At 65.8% G+C, this 15,652-nt stretch carries 15 protein-coding genes; 2 read left to right on the forward strand and 13 right to left on the reverse strand.

Features of this window, described 5'->3' with window-relative positions:
* Positions 1-4: 4 nt before the first annotated feature.
* Both RMCN_RS15995 and RMCN_RS16000 read right to left on the reverse strand, forming a co-directional pair.
* Complete coding sequence (locus RMCN_RS15995) at positions 5-1,078, reverse strand: NAD(P)H-dependent amine dehydrogenase family protein (protein ID WP_067390844.1); 1,074 nt, start codon at positions 1,076-1,078, stop codon at positions 5-7.
* Between the two features lie 13 nt (positions 1,079-1,091).
* On the reverse strand, positions 1,092-2,060 hold the full coding sequence (locus RMCN_RS16000) for an LLM class flavin-dependent oxidoreductase (RefSeq protein ID WP_067390847.1): 969 nt from the start codon (positions 2,058-2,060) through the stop codon (positions 1,092-1,094).
* Between the two features lie 131 nt (positions 2,061-2,191).
* On the opposite strand from RMCN_RS16000, the gene RMCN_RS16005 reads away from it, so the two are divergent.
* A complete protein-coding gene (locus tag RMCN_RS16005) occupies positions 2,192-3,304 on the forward strand; it encodes an NAD(P)H-dependent amine dehydrogenase family protein (RefSeq protein ID WP_067390850.1) in 1,113 nt (370 codons plus the stop codon).
* On the opposite strand, the gene RMCN_RS16010 is transcribed toward RMCN_RS16005, so the two are convergent.
* The 11 genes from RMCN_RS16010 to rplS form a co-directional block, all read right to left on the reverse strand.
* Positions 3,282-3,761: an Rv2253/PknI dimerization domain-containing protein gene (locus RMCN_RS16010; RefSeq protein ID WP_067390853.1), complete on the reverse strand. Its 480-nt coding sequence runs from the start codon at positions 3,759-3,761 to the stop codon at positions 3,282-3,284. The two genes, RMCN_RS16005 and RMCN_RS16010, sit on opposite strands and share 23 nt — an antisense overlap.
* A complete protein-coding gene (locus RMCN_RS16015) occupies positions 3,758-5,464 on the reverse strand; it encodes an MCE family protein (RefSeq protein WP_067391215.1) in 1,707 nt (568 codons plus the stop codon). Before RMCN_RS16015 ends, RMCN_RS16010 begins: the two co-directional genes overlap by 4 nt.
* The gene (locus RMCN_RS16020; RefSeq protein WP_067390856.1) at positions 5,464-6,624 is read right to left on the reverse strand and encodes an MCE family protein; all 1,161 of its coding nucleotides are present in this window, start codon (positions 6,622-6,624) and stop codon (positions 5,464-5,466) included. Before RMCN_RS16020 ends, RMCN_RS16015 begins: the two co-directional genes overlap by 1 nt.
* Positions 6,621-8,090 carry an MCE family protein gene (locus RMCN_RS16025; protein ID WP_067391222.1) on the reverse strand — a complete coding sequence of 490 codons (1,470 nt, stop codon included), beginning with the start codon at positions 8,088-8,090 and terminating at the stop codon, positions 6,621-6,623. Before RMCN_RS16025 ends, RMCN_RS16020 begins: the two co-directional genes overlap by 4 nt.
* A complete protein-coding gene (locus RMCN_RS16030; RefSeq protein WP_067390859.1) occupies positions 8,087-9,187 on the reverse strand; it encodes an MCE family protein in 1,101 nt (366 codons plus the stop codon). Before RMCN_RS16030 ends, RMCN_RS16025 begins: the two co-directional genes overlap by 4 nt.
* Positions 9,187-10,212 (reverse strand): MCE family protein, encoded by a 1,026-nt coding sequence (locus tag RMCN_RS16035; protein ID WP_064414847.1) that lies wholly within the window; start codon positions 10,210-10,212, stop codon positions 9,187-9,189. The genes RMCN_RS16030 and RMCN_RS16035 overlap by 1 nt, the downstream gene beginning before the upstream one ends.
* A complete protein-coding gene (locus RMCN_RS16040; RefSeq protein WP_084377440.1) occupies positions 10,209-11,399 on the reverse strand; it encodes an MCE family protein in 1,191 nt (396 codons plus the stop codon). Before RMCN_RS16040 ends, RMCN_RS16035 begins: the two co-directional genes overlap by 4 nt.
* A 599-nt stretch (positions 11,400-11,998) precedes the next feature.
* Positions 11,999-12,304 carry a DUF2469 domain-containing protein gene (locus RMCN_RS16045; RefSeq protein ID WP_064414845.1) on the reverse strand — a complete coding sequence of 102 codons (306 nt, stop codon included), beginning with the start codon at positions 12,302-12,304 and terminating at the stop codon, positions 11,999-12,001.
* A gap of 56 nt (positions 12,305-12,360) precedes the next feature.
* Positions 12,361-13,092, reverse strand: coding sequence for a ribonuclease HII (locus RMCN_RS16050; RefSeq protein ID WP_067390862.1), 732 nt, complete (start codon positions 13,090-13,092; stop codon positions 12,361-12,363).
* Positions 13,093-13,119: 27 nt separating this feature from the next.
* Positions 13,120-13,935, reverse strand: a complete 816-nt coding sequence (lepB, locus tag RMCN_RS16055) for a signal peptidase I (protein ID WP_064414843.1) — start codon at positions 13,933-13,935, stop codon at positions 13,120-13,122.
* A gap of 86 nt (positions 13,936-14,021) precedes the next feature.
* Complete coding sequence (rplS, locus tag RMCN_RS16060) at positions 14,022-14,363, reverse strand: 50S ribosomal protein L19 (protein WP_064351209.1); 342 nt, start codon at positions 14,361-14,363, stop codon at positions 14,022-14,024.
* Between the two features lie 323 nt (positions 14,364-14,686).
* Between rplS and RMCN_RS16065 the strand changes: the two genes are divergently transcribed.
* Complete coding sequence (locus RMCN_RS16065) at positions 14,687-15,631, forward strand: serine hydrolase (RefSeq protein WP_067390865.1); 945 nt, start codon at positions 14,687-14,689, stop codon at positions 15,629-15,631.
* The last annotated feature ends 21 nt before the right edge of the window (positions 15,632-15,652 follow it).

Consider the following 15,652-nt stretch of genomic DNA (forward strand, 5'->3'; position numbering starts at 1 on the left):
CCGATCACCCGAAAGCATGCCGGGGCAACGTGTTCGGCAGGTCAAGCGAACTCAACAGACCGGCGGGTGCCGCCACGACATAGGGAATCGCGTTGACCACACGCATCGCCGTGGCGGCCATCGCGGCGTGCCCCGCGCCGTGGCCCTCGGCGGCGCCGACGTTCATCGCGCAGTGAATGTCGGGATCACCGTCGATGTCGACGCGGTAGGTGGCGTCGAACTCCGAGGACAGCCAGTCCGGCGCCACATCACGCGCCATCCGGATGATGTGCTGAACGACGATGGCTTCCCTGCCGTTGACCACGCCCGCCGCACGAGTACTCACCGCACCACACGTCCCGGCCTTGATCGTGCCGAACGCCACCTCGATGTCGCGTTCCGTCACGCGACGGTCGAGGGTCCCGCGGACTTCCTCGACCTCCACGCCGAGCCCGGCCGCGATCAGGTGAATCGGTGCCCGCCAGGCCATTTCGATGAACCCCGGAGTCTCCAGAAGGGGTTCGAAATCGAGCGGATGGCCGAAGCCCATGCCGTTCATCATCACGTCGGCCACCGGGTAGTGGTCGTTGAGCGCGACCTCGGTGACGGTCAGGCACCGAATCCGCTTCGACTGCGTGGCAAGGACCAGTGCGAGTTGATCAGAACCGAAGCCCGGAAAGATCCCCGAGGCGTAGAACGATGCGCCGCCCTTCTTCGCCGCCTGTTCCATCTGGTCGCGCCACTCCGGCGAGTAGTAGGCGGGCGGATAGATCAGCGTCGTCGACGACGTCGACACCACGTTGATCCCGGCTTCGAGGAGTTTCAAGTAGTCGGGCACCGCACCCGCATCGCGTTCGGGACCGCTCGCGGCGTACACGACGCAGTCTGGCTGGAGCGCGACCAACGCGTCGGCGTCATTGGTCGCCGTCACCCCGATCGGCTCACCACCGGCCAGCTCCCCGGCGTCCTTGCCGATCTTGTCCTCGGAGTGCACCCACACCCCCACCAGCTCGAGGTCCGGTCGGCTGCCGATCGCGTCGATGGCGATCGACCCGACGCCGCCCGTCGCCCAGACCACGGTCCTCAGCGGTGTTGTCACGAATCCTCCTGTCTCAGGTTGACGCGCTCACCCGTGCGGCGCGCTCGAGGTAGGGCCAAGCCAGATCTGGCGGTAGGCCGCCGCACAGGGGAAGCAGCGGTAGCGGTCTGCCGCCCTGGACGTACTCGGCGGCCTCCTCGGATGTGAAGATGCGGTAGGGCCCACCGGCCTCCCGCAGCTCGGACACGGTCTGCGCCGTCGAGATACTCGCCACCGCATCGTCACCGTGCCGGTAGGAGGCGGCCATCACCGCGTCGTGCAGCAGATGCGGCCCCAGCTCCCGCCACGCCGCATCCACATCATCGGCGACGAAGACGGTCGTCGGTGCCCCCTCTGTGGGGAACTGCATGAGGCCGGGTTCGAATCCGTTGTTGCGACACTCGGTTTCGTAGAACTGTTTCAACTCGTCCGAGGCGATCTGGGAGATGAAGCCCAGCCCGTGCCGGGCGGCGCGCCGGGCCGCGGCCTTGCTGCCCCCGGCGATCAGCATGTACGGCCCGCCAGGGGATACCGGCGGTGGTGTCACCACAACGCGGCGCCCGTCGACCTCGACCGTCTCTCCGGTCAACAACCGCCGCAGCAGCGCCAACGATTCATCGGCCAGCGCACCTCGCCGGCGCATGTCCACGCCGAAATGCTCGTACTCCTCGGCACGGTGGCCGATCCCGAACGCATAGGAGACGCGGCCGCGACTGACGATGTCGAGCACCGCGATGTTCTCGGCCAGGCGCACAGGGTCCCAGAAGGTGATGGGCACGGCGGCCAACAAGATGGCCAGGCGGGTGGTTCGCGCGGCGATCGCCGACGCCAGCAGGTGCGGCGCGGGCAGGTGGCCGTCCTCGGTGCCGTGATGTTCGGACAGCACGGCGATCACCGCCCCGCGCGTCTCGGCCCACTCGCACATCTGCACAGCGGCCGCGTAGAGCTCGGTCGCCGGCGCTCCGAAGGCGGGCGCGCGCATGTCGAAACGCAGCGTGAACATCAGCGCCGCAACAAGCTCGAGGCATTCACGACGACCGACTCTAACCTAATTTTTGTTCTGGTTTCCATTAATAGTGGATGCTATTCTCAGCGCTGGCTCTGTCGCCATCTCGCGATCTCCGAGGAGGATCGATGTCCGGAGACAAGCACCGCGTCGTGGTCTGGTCGACCGGCGGAATCGGGTCCATCGCGATCCGCGCGATCTCCCAGCGGCCCGACCTGGATCTCGTCGGGGTGTGGGTGCACTCCCCCGACAAGGACGGCAAGGACGCCGGTGAACTCGCCAACGGACACCCGATCGGGTTGACCACCACCACCGATGCCGACGCGCTGATCGCGCTCGAACCCGACTGCGTCGTCTACGCCGCCAGCGGGCCCGAACGCGATGCGCTCGCCATCCCGGACTACGTGAGGCTGCTCAGCTCAGGCATCAACGTGGTGACCACCAGCACCACGCACCTGGTCAACCCGCACGCCTACGAACCGGCCGAGTGGCGCGACCAACTGGCCGCAGCGGCCAAGGAGGGCCAGGTCTCCTTGTACGCCTCGGGTATCGAACCGGGATTCGTCGCCGACTACCTACCGCTGGTGTTGAGCACGCAGTCCTCGCAGATCGAGAAGATCCACGCCTACGAGATCGGTCTCTACGATGACTACGGCGTTCCCGACATCATGAGCGACGCTTTGGGATTCGGGCGGCCGCTCGACTACCAGCCGTGGATTTCGTTTCCCGGTGCCATCTCCGGCGAATGGCAGGGGCAGATCCGCATGGTCGCCGAGGCTCTCGGTGTCGAGGTGCAAGAGGTCCGCGAGACGTTCGACCGCGCGGTGACCGAGCGGACGCTCGAGGTGGCGATGGGCACCGTCGAAGCGGGCACCTGCGGCGCCCTGCGTATGCAGGCCATCGGCATCGTCGACGGCCGAGAAGCGATCGTGATCGAACACGTCACCCGCTTGGCGCCCGACGTGGCCCCCGAGTGGCCGACGATGCCGGACGCGCTCGGCTACCGCATTGTCATCACCGGCCAGCCCGACATCGAATGCACGATGGCGGCGACCGTCCGCGACCGCAAGGATGCGGCCATCGAGAGCATGACCTCGGGCGCCGGAGCGATGGTCGCGACGGCGATGCGTGTCATCAACGCGATCCCGTACGTCGTTGCCGCACAACCGGGTCTGCTCAGCTCGATCGACCTGCCGCTGACGATCCCTCGGCACGCATTCAACCCACGCGGGTCAGCGTGAACGGCATCTCGATGTCGAGCACCTTGTTGAATCCGCAGGCGCCGCTGGGCCCCTCGGTCTTGTCCCACCCGACGTACTTGTTGGGGTCCGGCGGATAACCTAGCCAGAACACCCACGCCTGCTTACCCGGGTAGGCCGTACCGTCGATGCAGGGCTCCCAGTCCGGGACCGTCCTGGTGACCTTCCACCGGCCGCTCATGTACACCGCCTCCGCACTCCAGCCCTGGTCGCTGTCGACCCGCCCGGTGCAGTCCTGATACGTCGTACACGTCGAGGTGATGGTCCAGGTCTGTGTGACGCTTGCCTCGTCGTGCCGCGAGTCGTTGGTCGTCGCCCATCGGCCGTCGGAGAACGCGGTGAAGACGCCATTGATCGCGACCTCGTTCTGCGCCTGCGCCGGAGGCGCAAACTGAACCGCCGCGATGATGCTCGCCACGATCGTCAACGCCCGTATCACCGCGCCCCTCCTTCGTAGATCAGCTCCTGCCAGGACTTCGGGGTTTGCACGAGATCGGTTTGGTGGCCGACGTTTCCGTCCGGCGTCGCATACTGACCCGTCTGGGGGTCGTAGTGCGCGATGGCGACGGATGGTCCCTCCATAGGAGCGGTGGTGACTGAACTCGGCGTCGCGGGCACCGCCCCCGACGGCGGCGGTCCTTGCGGCGGCGGGCCCTGCGGCGGTGACCCGTGTGGGGTCGCCGCCTGGGGGGCAGGCGCGGCGGCACCCTGCTGATCCACCTGATGCGACACCAGGGGCGGTATCGCGTTCGGCGGCAACGACGGCATCTGTGCGCCTGGCGCCGGCGGCGGAGGCGGGATCGGCGGGAGCGGACCCCGCGGTACCGCGCCGGGCGGAAGTGGCGTGCCATCGAGCGGAGCGAAAAGGTTCTTGTCAGCCGTGACTCGGTCGTCGGGCGGCACACCCTGTGCGATGAGGTTCGGGTCGATCGGATACGCCCCCACTGAGTGCTGACGCATCGCCAGCGGTTCGTAGGGTTTGTCGCTGTAGCACTGCTCGACGGTGGGCGCCCGCTTGCCGGGTACCCCCATGCACGGCGCGTTGCGTGCGCCCCGCACGACGATCGGCGAGTCCTGCGGCAGCTTGCAATAGATGCCGTCCGGCGTGTCGATCGTGGTCTGATCGTCCGGGCTCCGCCATTGCGAGGGCGGCAGGAAGCCAACGGTGCACGGGTTGGGGTCCGCCATCTGAATACGGAAGTCACCCAGGGCGATACCGGTCGGATTGTTCTGGGGAGCCGACGATTGCACGTTGGCCACGAACGGCGGCAACAGCACCAGCACCTGTTCCAACGACGGCCGATAGGTCACTGCCACCTGACCGATGGTGGTCATGTTGGCCAACAGCACCGGCAGGGTCGGCTTGATCTGCTCGAGCAGCCCGGAGACCTCGTTCGCCGCTGCGGGGGCCTCCTCCAACAGTGTGCGGATCTGCGGGTCGTCGGCGACGACCTGTCCGGTGATACCGGCGAGGCTTCGTGCCCACACGCGCAGCGCGTCGGTCGAGCGGGCCTGCGAATCCAGAAGCGGCACCGAATCTTCGGCCAACCTCGCGGAGCGGGACGCGTCCTCGTTCAGGGCTTCCGAGAGCGTGGCTGATGAATCCACCAGCGAACCCATGTCGAAGCCGGCCCCACTGAACGCCTTGTACGATTCGTCGATCAACTCGGTCAGCCGGCCTGTGGGGATGCTCGCGATCAGGGTGTTCACCTGCTCCAGCATCGGGCTCACCGGTTGCGGGATCGTGGTGTCGGCCATCGGGATCACCGATCCGTCTTCCAGGTACGGTGCGGAGTCGGTGCGCGGGAGTAGTTCGACGTACTGTTCGCCCACGGCGGAGACGCTGCGCACTTCGGCCTGCAGATCGGCCGGAATCTTCGGTGCCGTGTCGAGGCGAAGCGTCGCGATGGCCCGCGTGCGCGACACGTTCATCTCGGTCACCTTGCCGACCTGCACGCCGCGATAGGTGACGTTGGCGAACCGGTAGAGCCCGCCGGACGAGGGCAACTCCAGTGTGACGGTGATCTTCCCGATGCCCAGCAGGGTGGGCACCTGCATGTAGGCGAACACCATCGCGACCACACCGATGATCGACGCGATCGAGAAGATCACGAGCTGGATGCGCACCATCCGCGGCAACATCAGCCACCACCCCCCGGCTCCCATGGGGCGGGCGCAGTATTCGGGATCGGGCCGAAGGGCGGCGAGGTGCCGACGCCCATAGGGAATTTGGTGTAGTACGAGTCGTACCCGGGATCACCCGGCGCGGGAATCAACGACGCGCGGTTCTGCCCGAGCGCGGTACCGAGCAGCAATCCACGCTTGAGCCGCGCGTTCGTCCAGTCCACCGTGACGAACAGATTCACGTAATCACCGCGCACCCCGCGGTCGATCAAGTTCTGGCTCAACGGGAACGTCGGCAGGGAGGCCAGCGCCGTGCCGATCTCTGCGCCGACATCGGCGAGTGCGCGCAGCGTCGGCTCCAGGTTCTGCAGATTTGTGACGAGGTCGGCTTGAGTGTCGTTGATCAGACCGGAGACCGTATCGCTGAACTGCCCCAACCGGTTCAGTGCGGTGGTGAAGTTGGGCCGTTCGCGGATCAGCACGTCGAGCGCGGGCGGGATCTTGTCGAGCGCGCGGGTGAGTACCCGCTGTTCATCACCCAGCCGTTGCGAGAACCTGTTCAGCTCCTCGATGGTGGCGATGATGTTGTCACGCTGCCGGTACAGGGTCCCGACGAAGGTGTCCAGACGGGCGATCAGGTCGCGCACCGTTGCCTGGCGTCCCGACAGCGCGGTGTTGAAATTGGCGATGATGTCACCGATCTGGCCGAGTCCCCCGCCGTTGACCACCGCAGCCAGTGACGACAGCGTCTGTTCTGTCGACGGGTAGGTCGACGTCTTGTCGAGACCGATGGTGGCGCCCGGACTGAGCCTGCCGCTCGGCTTCTCACCCGGCGGCGGGTCCAGCGCCACGTGCATGGAGCCCAGGAGGCTGGTCTGACCGACCGTGGCGACGGCGTTGGCAGGCACCGCGACATCGGGCTTGACGGAGATCTCGAGGTCGATGTGCCAGCCGTGCAACGTCATCCTGCCCACGCTGCCGACCACCACGTCGTCGATCATCACCGGCGAATTCGATTCCAGCGTCCCGACGTTGGCGAGTTCGACGTGGTAGACGCTGGCGTCCGGCCCTCGGCCCACCGCCCCCGGCAGCGGCAACGAATTCACCCCCTGAAACGAGCACCCGGTGAGCGTCAGCAGCAGGGTCAGCCCGGTGGCCACGGTACGACGGCCGATCATGACGGTTCTCCGACGTGCGGAGCCGGGGGCGCCCCCGCCGGCGGCGCCGGTGAATTCGGTAATGCCGGCGGCGCCGGTGAATTCGGTAATGCCGGCGGTGCCGGCGAATTCGGCCGCTCGGCGGGCAGCAGCATGTTCTGCAGGGTCGGCGGACCGGGTGGTGCGGGTGCAGCCAGTGGTGCGGGTGGGATACCCGGCGGTGGCGGTGGCGCTCCCCAACCCGGAGGCGGCGGTATGTCGCCGATACCCGTGTAGGCCGACACCGCGGGCGGGGGCTCAGGCTGATCGTCGGGGGGCCCACCCGCGCCGGGCATCAACTCTGGTTCCGAATACCGCAGCATGTACGGCGGCGGGTTCGACGTCAGGAACAGGCTGAACGGGAACGGCACATTGTTGATGCTCGCTGTGCGCAGGCCGGGCCCGAGGTACTGCGAGCACAGCTTGCCGGTGGTCGGCGAGGTGACGTTCTGCAGCGCTCCGATCATGCCGCAGAACGCCCACACCGGATTCGACAGGTTGTTGAGCACGAACACGCCGCTGGCGGCCCCGGTGCGCGGGTCGAACATGTTGACCGCGTTGGCGATCGAGTGCGGCGCGATGTGCAGGACATTTTCCAGCGCCATGCGATTGTCGACGAGGTTCTGCGTGACGTTTGCCAGTCGCTGGATCTGTTCGGCGGTCTGGTCGCGCGTGCCCCGGATGAACCTGGTCGTCTCGCCGACGACGTCGGACAGATTCCTCAATGCGGCGTCCAGATCGGATCGGCTGTCGCCGACCACGCTTGTCAACGTCGCGAACCTGTCCTGGAACTGCACGATCTGCTCGTTACTGTCGCGCAACGCAGAGACGAACGCTTGCAGGTGGTTGATGGTGTCGACGATGTTGCCGCTTCCGTCGGCGAGTATGCGACCGACTCCGGAGAGCTGCGCAAGCGTTTGACGCAGTTTGTCGCCGTTGCCGTCGAGCGCGTTGGCCGCGCTGTCGATGAACCGGCCGACTGAACCGGTCGACATGCCCTCGGCGGGGCCGAGGTCCGTCGCCAGGCGCATCAGCTGTTCTTTGACCTCGTTCCATTCGACCGGAACCGCCGTGCGGTCCAACGGGATCACGGCGCCGTCGGCCATCGCGGGTCCGGATTCGTAGGCGGGCGTCAGCTGAACGTATCGCGCCGAGACCAGGTTCTGGGCGACGATCACCGCCTTCGCGTCAGCGGGCACCTTGATGCCGTGGTCGAGGGCCAGCCTCATCTCCGCCTGGGTGCCGAGCGGTTTGATCGACTCGATCGAACCCACCTTGACCCCGGCGATTCTCACCTCGTCACCGGGGTAGATGGCGGTGGCCGTGGTGAACTGGGCGCTGATGGTCGTGGGCCGGAACACGGTCTGCCGGACCAGGATCACGACCCCGCCGACGAGCACCACCGCCAGTGCGACCGCGAGTGCACGCTTCACCCAGGCGTTGTTCATCGGCCCGGCCCCCACTGCTCGTGGGGCATCGGAATTCCGTTGTACGGGAACGGAAGCTCGGCGCGCGGTCCGGCGTTGTCGGGCGGTTGGCCGGCGTTGACCCCGCGCCGGAACCCGAACGCGTAATCGAAGAACGGCTGGAAGATCTCGGCGAAGAAGATGTTGGGGATGTAGGCCTGGTAGTACGGGCCGTTACCGATCGTCTCGCCCAACGTGATCTGGAACTTCGCCAGCCCGGGAAGCGCCTTGGCGATGTTGTCGCGGTTGCGCTCCAGGATCTCGGTGACGCCGTTGAGCTTCTCCAACGTGGGGGCGAGCTCCTTCTCGTTGTCGGCGATGAGGCCGGACAGCTTCTGGGACAGCGCCGAGGTGTGCGCGAGCAGTTCGACGATGGCGTAGCGCCGCGCCGACAGCACCGACACCAGGTCGTTGGCGTTGAGGATCAGCGTGTTCACCTGCTGGCTGCGGTCCGACAGGATCTCGGTGACGTCGGCGCCGTTCTCGAGCAGGTCCCCCAGCGTTTCGTCACGGTCGTTGATCGCCTTGGACACCCGGGTTAACCCGTCGAATGCCGGGCCCAGCTGCGGTGCAACCTGGTCCAGGGTCGCTGACAAGGTGTCCAACGACTGGTTCAACGACGCGGTGTCGGTGCCCGCGGTATTGCTCGTCAGCTCGCTGACCGCCTCGGTCAACGAATATGGGGATGCGGTGCGCGACACGGGGATCACATCCATCGGGTGCAGCGACCCCTCGCCTTTGGATTCCAGGGTGACGACCCGCTCACCGAGCAGGGTTCCGGTCCGGATGTGTGCGGTGGTGTCCGATCCCAGCGCTACCGAGCCGTCGACCACCATCGTGACCAATGCGTTGCGTCCTTGGAGCGCAACGCTGGAGACGGTACCCACCTTGATGCCCGAGATCGTCACGTCGTTGCCCGCTGCCAGCCCCCCGGCGTCGGTGAACTGCGCCTGATACCGCACCGCGGTCGCCCATGACACCAGTCGTTCCGGAGCGAGCCCGACGGCGATGACGAGGACGATCAGCACCACGCCGAGGATCCCGGCGCGGATGAGTTGCCTGCCACGGTATTTCAGCATCAGGGTTCGGTGCACCTCCCGTTTTCCTGCTTGATCCATGGGAAGACGGCGGTGCGGCCCTGCAGGTCGGTCACCCGCCACTTCAGCTCGCAGATGTAGTAATTGAAGAAGCTGCCGTACGACCCGGTCCGGATCAGTTTGCGATAGTTCTCCGGCGCCTTCTGCAGGCTCGTGTCGAGCCGGTCCTTCTGGAAGTCGAGATTGGTGGCCAGCCGGGCGAGTTCGTCGACGGTGCCCGCCAGCGGTGCGCGCGCATCGCTGAGGAGATCGGCCACCGACGCCGATCCATTGTTCAGCGACTCGATCGCGGTGCCGATCGGGTCACGTTCCGCTGCCAGCTCCGTGACGAGCTTCTCCAAGCGGTCGATCGTGCCCGAAAACTTGTCGCCCTCCCGATTCAGGGTGACAAGCAGCGTGCGGAGATTGTCGATCAGCGCCTGAATCGTCTGGTTGTGCTCGGCAAGCGCCGTGGTGAACCCGGAGGTGTTGTTCAGCAGAGACTGCAAGGTGCCGCCCTGCCCCTGGAAGATCTGGATGAGGGACGCCGACAGCGCGTTCACATCTTCTGGATTCAGCCCCCGGATAACGGGTTTGAGCCCGCCGAGCAGGAGGTCGAGGTCGAGTGCGCCCTGCGTCCGCTCCGAGGGGATCTCAGAACCGGGCGCAAGCGGCGTTCCGTCCGGTCCCTCGATCAGTTCCAGGTATCGGTCGCCGACCAGGTTCAGGTACCGGACCGCCGCCCGCGTACCGGTGGTCATGCGCACATTCGGGTCGGCGTCGAAGCTGACCAGCACCGTCTTGTCCGGACGGAGTTTGACGCCGTTGACCGTTCCGACCCGCATCCCGGCGACCCGCACGGACTGTCCGGTCTTCAGCCGGGAGGCGTCGGCGAACACGGCCGTGTAATCCTTGGTGCTGCCGGTCTGGTACTGGCCGAAGATGAAGAACAGCGACGCGGTCAGCAACGTCATCACGAGCGCGAAGAGCCCGAACTTGATCAGGGTCGGCCGCAGCGAACGCCTCATCCGGGCATCCCGATCTGTGCTGTATTGCGGGGCGGCCCAGCGGTTTCGGTGTCGGGAAACATGATCTGCTTGATGATGTCGGCGTTGAGGATGATGCCCGGGTAGGTGCGTCGCCACGGATTGGTTCCGGTATCGGCCACGACATACGGCGCGACGGTCTCAAACGGCAGCTTCGGCAGTCCGGTGCACTGCGGACCGCCCTCGGCACCGGCCTTGGGCAGATCCAGGGGGTAGCGGTACCGCTCCTGGGCCCACAGGAAGCCGGCCAGCACCTCGACGCCCGGCGCTTTCAACGGTGGGAGGTGCGACGCCTCGACAATGCCGGCCAGCGCACACCACAGCGCCTGGTTGTACTCGTTGGTCAATGCCGTGGTCGGGACCAATAGCCGCGCGACGTCGGTCAGCGATTGACGGTTGTGACCGATCACCTCGTTGCCGACGTCGGCCAGCCCGATCACGCTGACGAGCGCCGCGTCGAGGTCGTCCTGTTTGTCGACGATGGATTCGCTGATGCTTGCCGCGTTGTCGGCGATCGACACGAAATCCCCTGTCGCGTCGGCATATGCGCGCAGCACCCCGGGCGCCAGTTCCAGGTCGCGGTTCAGCGCGGGCAGGCTGGGTTCCAGCGTCGCGAGGTACGAATCGAGGTCCGAGAGCATCTGGCCGAACTTCTGCCCCCGGCCGGAAACGGCCTGCGCGATCGCACCGAGGGTGGCATTCAGCTTCGCCGGCTCGATCGTGGACAGCACCGAGGTCAGCTGCTCGAACACGGTGTTCACCTCGACCATGACATGCTGAGCCTCGATCACCTGACCCGCGCGCAGCGATTGCGGTGACGGATCGTCGGGGAAGACGAATAGCACTTGCTTGGCGCCGAAGACCGTCGGTGACGCGATGTCGACCAGTGCGTTGGCCGGAACGGCGTCGAGGCGTGAGGGATCCATAGCCAGATGCAGCGCCGCCTCACCGCTGGGAAGTGATTCGATCGATGCGACGCGGCCCACCTGGACGCCGCGGACCTGGACCTTGGCATCCGGATTCATCACCAGCCCGGCTCGCTGCGAAATGACGGTCACCGGAACGGTATCGGCGAAGTCACCCCGAAACAGGCTCGCCGCCAACGCGAAAACCGCCACGACTCCAACGATCGAGGCCAATCCGACGAGTGGGCGCAGCAGATAGCGCATCACCGATCGCTCCCGCGCTCATACCCGAGGTGTCCCGCACCGCACCCCGTCGGTCGGTATGACAAGCCCGCATTCCCCCCGCTGTGCGATTCAGGACGGTGCAGGACTTTACGCCGGAACATATCTTTGGGTCAATCGCTCCCGTTGTGGTACGGAAATTCTTGGTCGCGGATCCCCTTTCAGCCGGCCAGAAGGATAATGTTTGTTTGCTGCACAAGAATGTCACACAGTTCGGCCCAGTTCAACCGGTAGAAACGGGACACTTAGGTGTTATCTGTCTCGCGGCCGCGACGTATACGACCGTCTTGTCATCCACGTCGACAACGAGGATTTACGGAACAAGGATTAGGCCCGACACAGGCGTTGTTCAGCGCACCCGTGAGTCGGCGGATGCAACGGCATCGCCGTCGGTGCCACCCAATCGTGCCGTGCGAAGGTCGCCAGCGAAGCCAATTGGCAATTTTTGTGAGAATAGAGACGGTCGGTCTTGGAAAGGTCGGAGGCACACCGACAAGGCCAATGGTGTTGGCATTTCGGATGATTACTACTGGTGCAAACGTTCGTGGCTCTACGCGCGTTGCACGGTCGGAAACTCTCGACTACTCCGGCAGCCGCAACTCGGGCTTCTCGACCTCTTCGATATTGACGTCTTTGAAAGTGATCACCCGCACCTGCTTGACGAAGCGGGCGGGCCGGTACATGTCCCACACCCAGGCGTCGGACAGCCGAAGCTCGAAGTAGACCTCTCCGTCGGAGTTGCGCGGTACCAGTTCGACGCTGTTGGCGAGGTAGAACCTCCGCTCGGTTTCCACCACGTAACTGAACTGGCCGACGATGTCCTTGTACTCGCGGTAGAGCGAGAGTTCCATCTCGGTTTCATATTTCTCGAGATCTTCGGCACTCATCGGCTCAGCTGTCCTTCATCTTGGTCGCTGCCCCCCTTGTTGGCTCCCATTGTCCCCTACCCTGCTTCGTCGCATTGATCCGGTGGACCCACTTGGCAGGAGTCAACCAGTTCGGTCACCACCCTGATCCCTCCGGCGGTGGCCACCCGACGGACGTTGATGAACGAGTGCCGGTGTTGGCTACAGGGCCCCAGCTCGGCCAGCGCAGCGCTGTGCGCGGGTGTGCTGTAGCCCTTGTGGAGGGCAAAACCGTAGCCCGGGTGTTCGGCCTCCATCTTCACCATCAAGCGGTCACGACTGACCTTGGCCAGCACGCTGGCCGCCGCAATACACGCCGCGGCCGCATCACCGCCGACCACCGGAAGTGAGGGCGCCGGCAACCCAGGCACGCGGAATCCGTCGGACAGCACGTAGCCGGGTCGCACGGACAGGCCCGCAACCGCACGGCGCATACCTTCGATGTTGGCCACGTGCACGCCACGGCGGTCGACCTCATGCGACGGGATGAACACCACGTGGTAGGCAAGGGCGTAGCGCCGAATCAAAGGGAAAAGGCGCTCGCGCTCCTTTTCATTCAGCTTCTTTGAATCGTCGAGGGCCGAGAGGCTCTCCAACCGATTGGGACCCAGGACGCAGGCGGCGACGACAAGGGGACCCGCACACGCACCGCGGCCGACCTCATCGACGCCGGCCACCGGTCCGAGACCACTGCGGTAGAGCGCAGATTCCAATGTGCGCAGCCCCGAGGACTTCCGGATCACAGTGCGCGGAGGCCATGTCGCCGGCAAGAACAGCTCTCCTAGTTGCGTCTGGCGTTACGTCTGCGGGTTCACGCTGCCCACGCCACCCCACCGGGAAGGGGGCCACGCGATGAACCGCGCCTTTCCGATCACATTGTCCACCGGGACGGTGCCCGCCATCGGATCGCCCGTGCACAGCAGACCCTTCTGGGCGTCGGCCGGGGTGTTGGTGCAGTGCGCGCGCGAATCAGCCGAGTGGGTGCGGTTGTCCCCCATCACCCACAACCGGCCTTCGGGCACCTCGACGGGTCCGAACTCATTACCCAGGCACGGGTAGATGGCGGGGTCGGCCCGCATGGTGTCGGGGTCCAGGTACGGCTCGTCGAGCCGCTTACCGTCGACGGTCAATCCGGTCGAAGCTCGACATTCCACGGTCTGGCCGCCCACCGCGATGATCCGCTTGACGAGGTCGTTTTCGTCGGGCGGAACGAATCCGACGACCGACAGCGCGTTCTGCACCCATCGGATCGCGGTGTTGTCCGAGCGGATCGACCGGTAGTTGATGTTCCAGTTCGGCGGGCCCTTGAACACGACGACGTCGCCGGGCTCAGGGGACGAGAAACGGTAGGTCAGCTTGTCGACCATGATCCGGTCGCCGGTGCAGCCCGGGCAGCCGTGCAGGGTCGGTTCCATCGACTCCGACGGAATCAGATACGGCCGGGCGACGAACGTCAGCATGACGTAGTAGATGACGAGCGCGATCGAGATGAGGATCGCGAATTCCCGGAGTGCGCCGCCCTTTTTCTTGGGCTTTTCCGTCTCGCCGTCCGGCGCGGCGGTCTCGGGTTGGTGCTCGGCTGATGATTCGTCGGGCTCTGGGGAACCGGTCACCGCATCAGGGTAGCCAGCGCCGTGCTCAGCCCCGCGCTGCTCGCGCTCCAAGGATCAGGCTCCGGCGCCGGCGGCCGACCCGGAGGTCAGCGCTTTTCCTTGATCTTGGCTTTCTTGCCGCGCAGCTCGCGCAGGTAGTACAGCTTGGCACGACGTACGTCACCGCGGGTCACGACGTCGATGTGGTCGATGTTGGGCGAGTGCACCGGGAAGGTTCGTTCGACGCCGACGCCGTAGCTCTCCTTGCGCACAGTGAACGTCTCGCGGACGCCGCCGCCCTGGCGCCGCAAGACCACACCCTTGAAGACCTGGATGCGCTCCTTGGAGCCCTCGATGACCTTGACGTGCACGTTGACGGTGTCGCCGGGACCGAAGTCCGGGATGTCGTCGCGCAGTGATGTCTGATCGACGAAGTCCAGCGTGTTCATCGGTGACACTTCCTTGCGGTTGGCGGCTGCGGGCGCTGCTGTCACGAGGATGCCGTGACATGGCCTGCCGAGCCGATCTGATCGGGCGAATCGGGGTGTATCTCGCAGCGGGCGGAACTGGCCGTTCCCGGGTCCTGCACAGACAACTGCTCAATTGTGCCAGATGAGACCTGCTCGGACGAAATCGCACTGAGTCATCTGGTCCGCGGTTGCCGAGGTTACCTAAGCAGGCGCCCGGGGTAGCCAGTGATTACGCTTGACACCAGGGCCGAAGCAACGCGGCGGGGCCCGGAAAACTCTATCTGGGCCAATCGAGGAGGGTCATGCAACGGCGGCCGTCTCCGCTGGTCAAGACGATCGCATTCGTCGCCGCTGCGATCGTGGTCGCTGCTGGCTGCGAGGCGAAGGTCCACGGCACGCCACCGCATCCGGCCGGCCCGCATCTGACCGTCATCGCGCCCCAGGGCGGCTTGGCGCCGCTGCCCGAAACCGCGCCCGACGAACCCGCCGCCTCCTTCGGCGGCATCGACGCTCGCACACGCCAGGCCACCGAACAGGCCGCCGAGGCCGGCGCCGACCTCGCGATCGCCGTGCTCGACCGCAATACCGGGACTTTCGTGTCCAACGGCAACAACGAGGCGATGCCGATCGCCTCGGTGGTCAAGCTGTTCATCGCCGACGACCTGCTGCTGCAGGAATCGCAGGGACGGACCGAGCTCACGCCGCAGGACCGCAAGGCGTTGGAGGCGATGCTGCGGTCATCCGATGACAGCGCGGCCGAGATCTTCTGGAATCGCGGCGGCGGCAGCGAGATCGTTTCGCGGGTCACCGCGCGATACGGCCTGGGCGCGACCAGCACGCCGTACAACGGCCGCTGGTTCAACACCTTGAGCACCACGGCAGACCTGGTGCGGTACTACTCAGAGCTGCTGTCGGGCGGCGGCGGCCTACCCCCCGACAAGGCCGACGTCATCGTGTCGAACCTGGCGAGGTCGACTCCGACGGCGCCCGACGGCACGGTGCCCGGCGGTGTGTATCCCCAGCGGTTCGGCATCCCCGACGGGCTCTACGAGGAGCGGGTGGCGGTCAAGCAGGGCTGGTTCTGCTGCTGGAACGGCGGCAACTGGGTGCACTGGTCCACCGGAGCGATCGGCGCGGACCGTCGATTCGTCATGGCGATCGCATCGATGCAGGCCGCGGACGACGTCACCGCACGCAACACGATCACGCAGGCGGTCAAGACGATGTTCCCCGGGGGCCGCATCTAGCTTCGGCGTAGCACGTCCTCG

The sequence above is a fragment of the Mycolicibacterium novocastrense genome (assembly GCF_001570485.1).
In the GTDB taxonomy this organism is placed as follows: Bacteria; Actinomycetota; Actinomycetes; order Mycobacteriales; family Mycobacteriaceae; genus Mycobacterium; species Mycobacterium novocastrense.

Excerpts from the sequence above, each read along its gene's own strand:
- RMCN_RS16005 (WP_067390850.1), top strand. The coding sequence starts at position 2,192 with ATGTCCGGAGACAAGCACCGCGTCGTGGTCTGGTCGACCGGCGGAATC.
- RMCN_RS16045 (WP_064414845.1), bottom strand. The coding sequence starts at position 12,304 with ATGAGTGCCGAAGATCTCGAGAAATATGAAACCGAGATGGAACTCTCG.
- RMCN_RS16065 (WP_067390865.1), top strand. The coding sequence starts at position 14,687 with ATGCAACGGCGGCCGTCTCCGCTGGTCAAGACGATCGCATTCGTCGCC.
- rplS (WP_064351209.1), bottom strand. The coding sequence starts at position 14,363 with ATGAACACGCTGGACTTCGTCGATCAGACATCACTGCGCGACGACATC.
- RMCN_RS16015 (WP_067391215.1), bottom strand. The coding sequence starts at position 5,464 with ATGTTGCCGCGGATGGTGCGCATCCAGCTCGTGATCTTCTCGATCGCG.
- RMCN_RS16030 (WP_067390859.1), bottom strand. The coding sequence starts at position 9,187 with ATGCTGAAATACCGTGGCAGGCAACTCATCCGCGCCGGGATCCTCGGC.
- RMCN_RS16020 (WP_067390856.1), bottom strand. The coding sequence starts at position 6,624 with ATGATCGGCCGTCGTACCGTGGCCACCGGGCTGACCCTGCTGCTGACG.
- RMCN_RS16040 (WP_084377440.1), bottom strand. The coding sequence starts at position 11,399 with ATGCGCTATCTGCTGCGCCCACTCGTCGGATTGGCCTCGATCGTTGGA.
- RMCN_RS16000 (WP_067390847.1), bottom strand. The coding sequence starts at position 2,060 with ATGTTCACGCTGCGTTTCGACATGCGCGCGCCCGCCTTCGGAGCGCCG.
- RMCN_RS16035 (WP_064414847.1), bottom strand. The coding sequence starts at position 10,212 with ATGAGGCGTTCGCTGCGGCCGACCCTGATCAAGTTCGGGCTCTTCGCG.
- RMCN_RS16025 (WP_067391222.1), bottom strand. The coding sequence starts at position 8,090 with ATGAACAACGCCTGGGTGAAGCGTGCACTCGCGGTCGCACTGGCGGTG.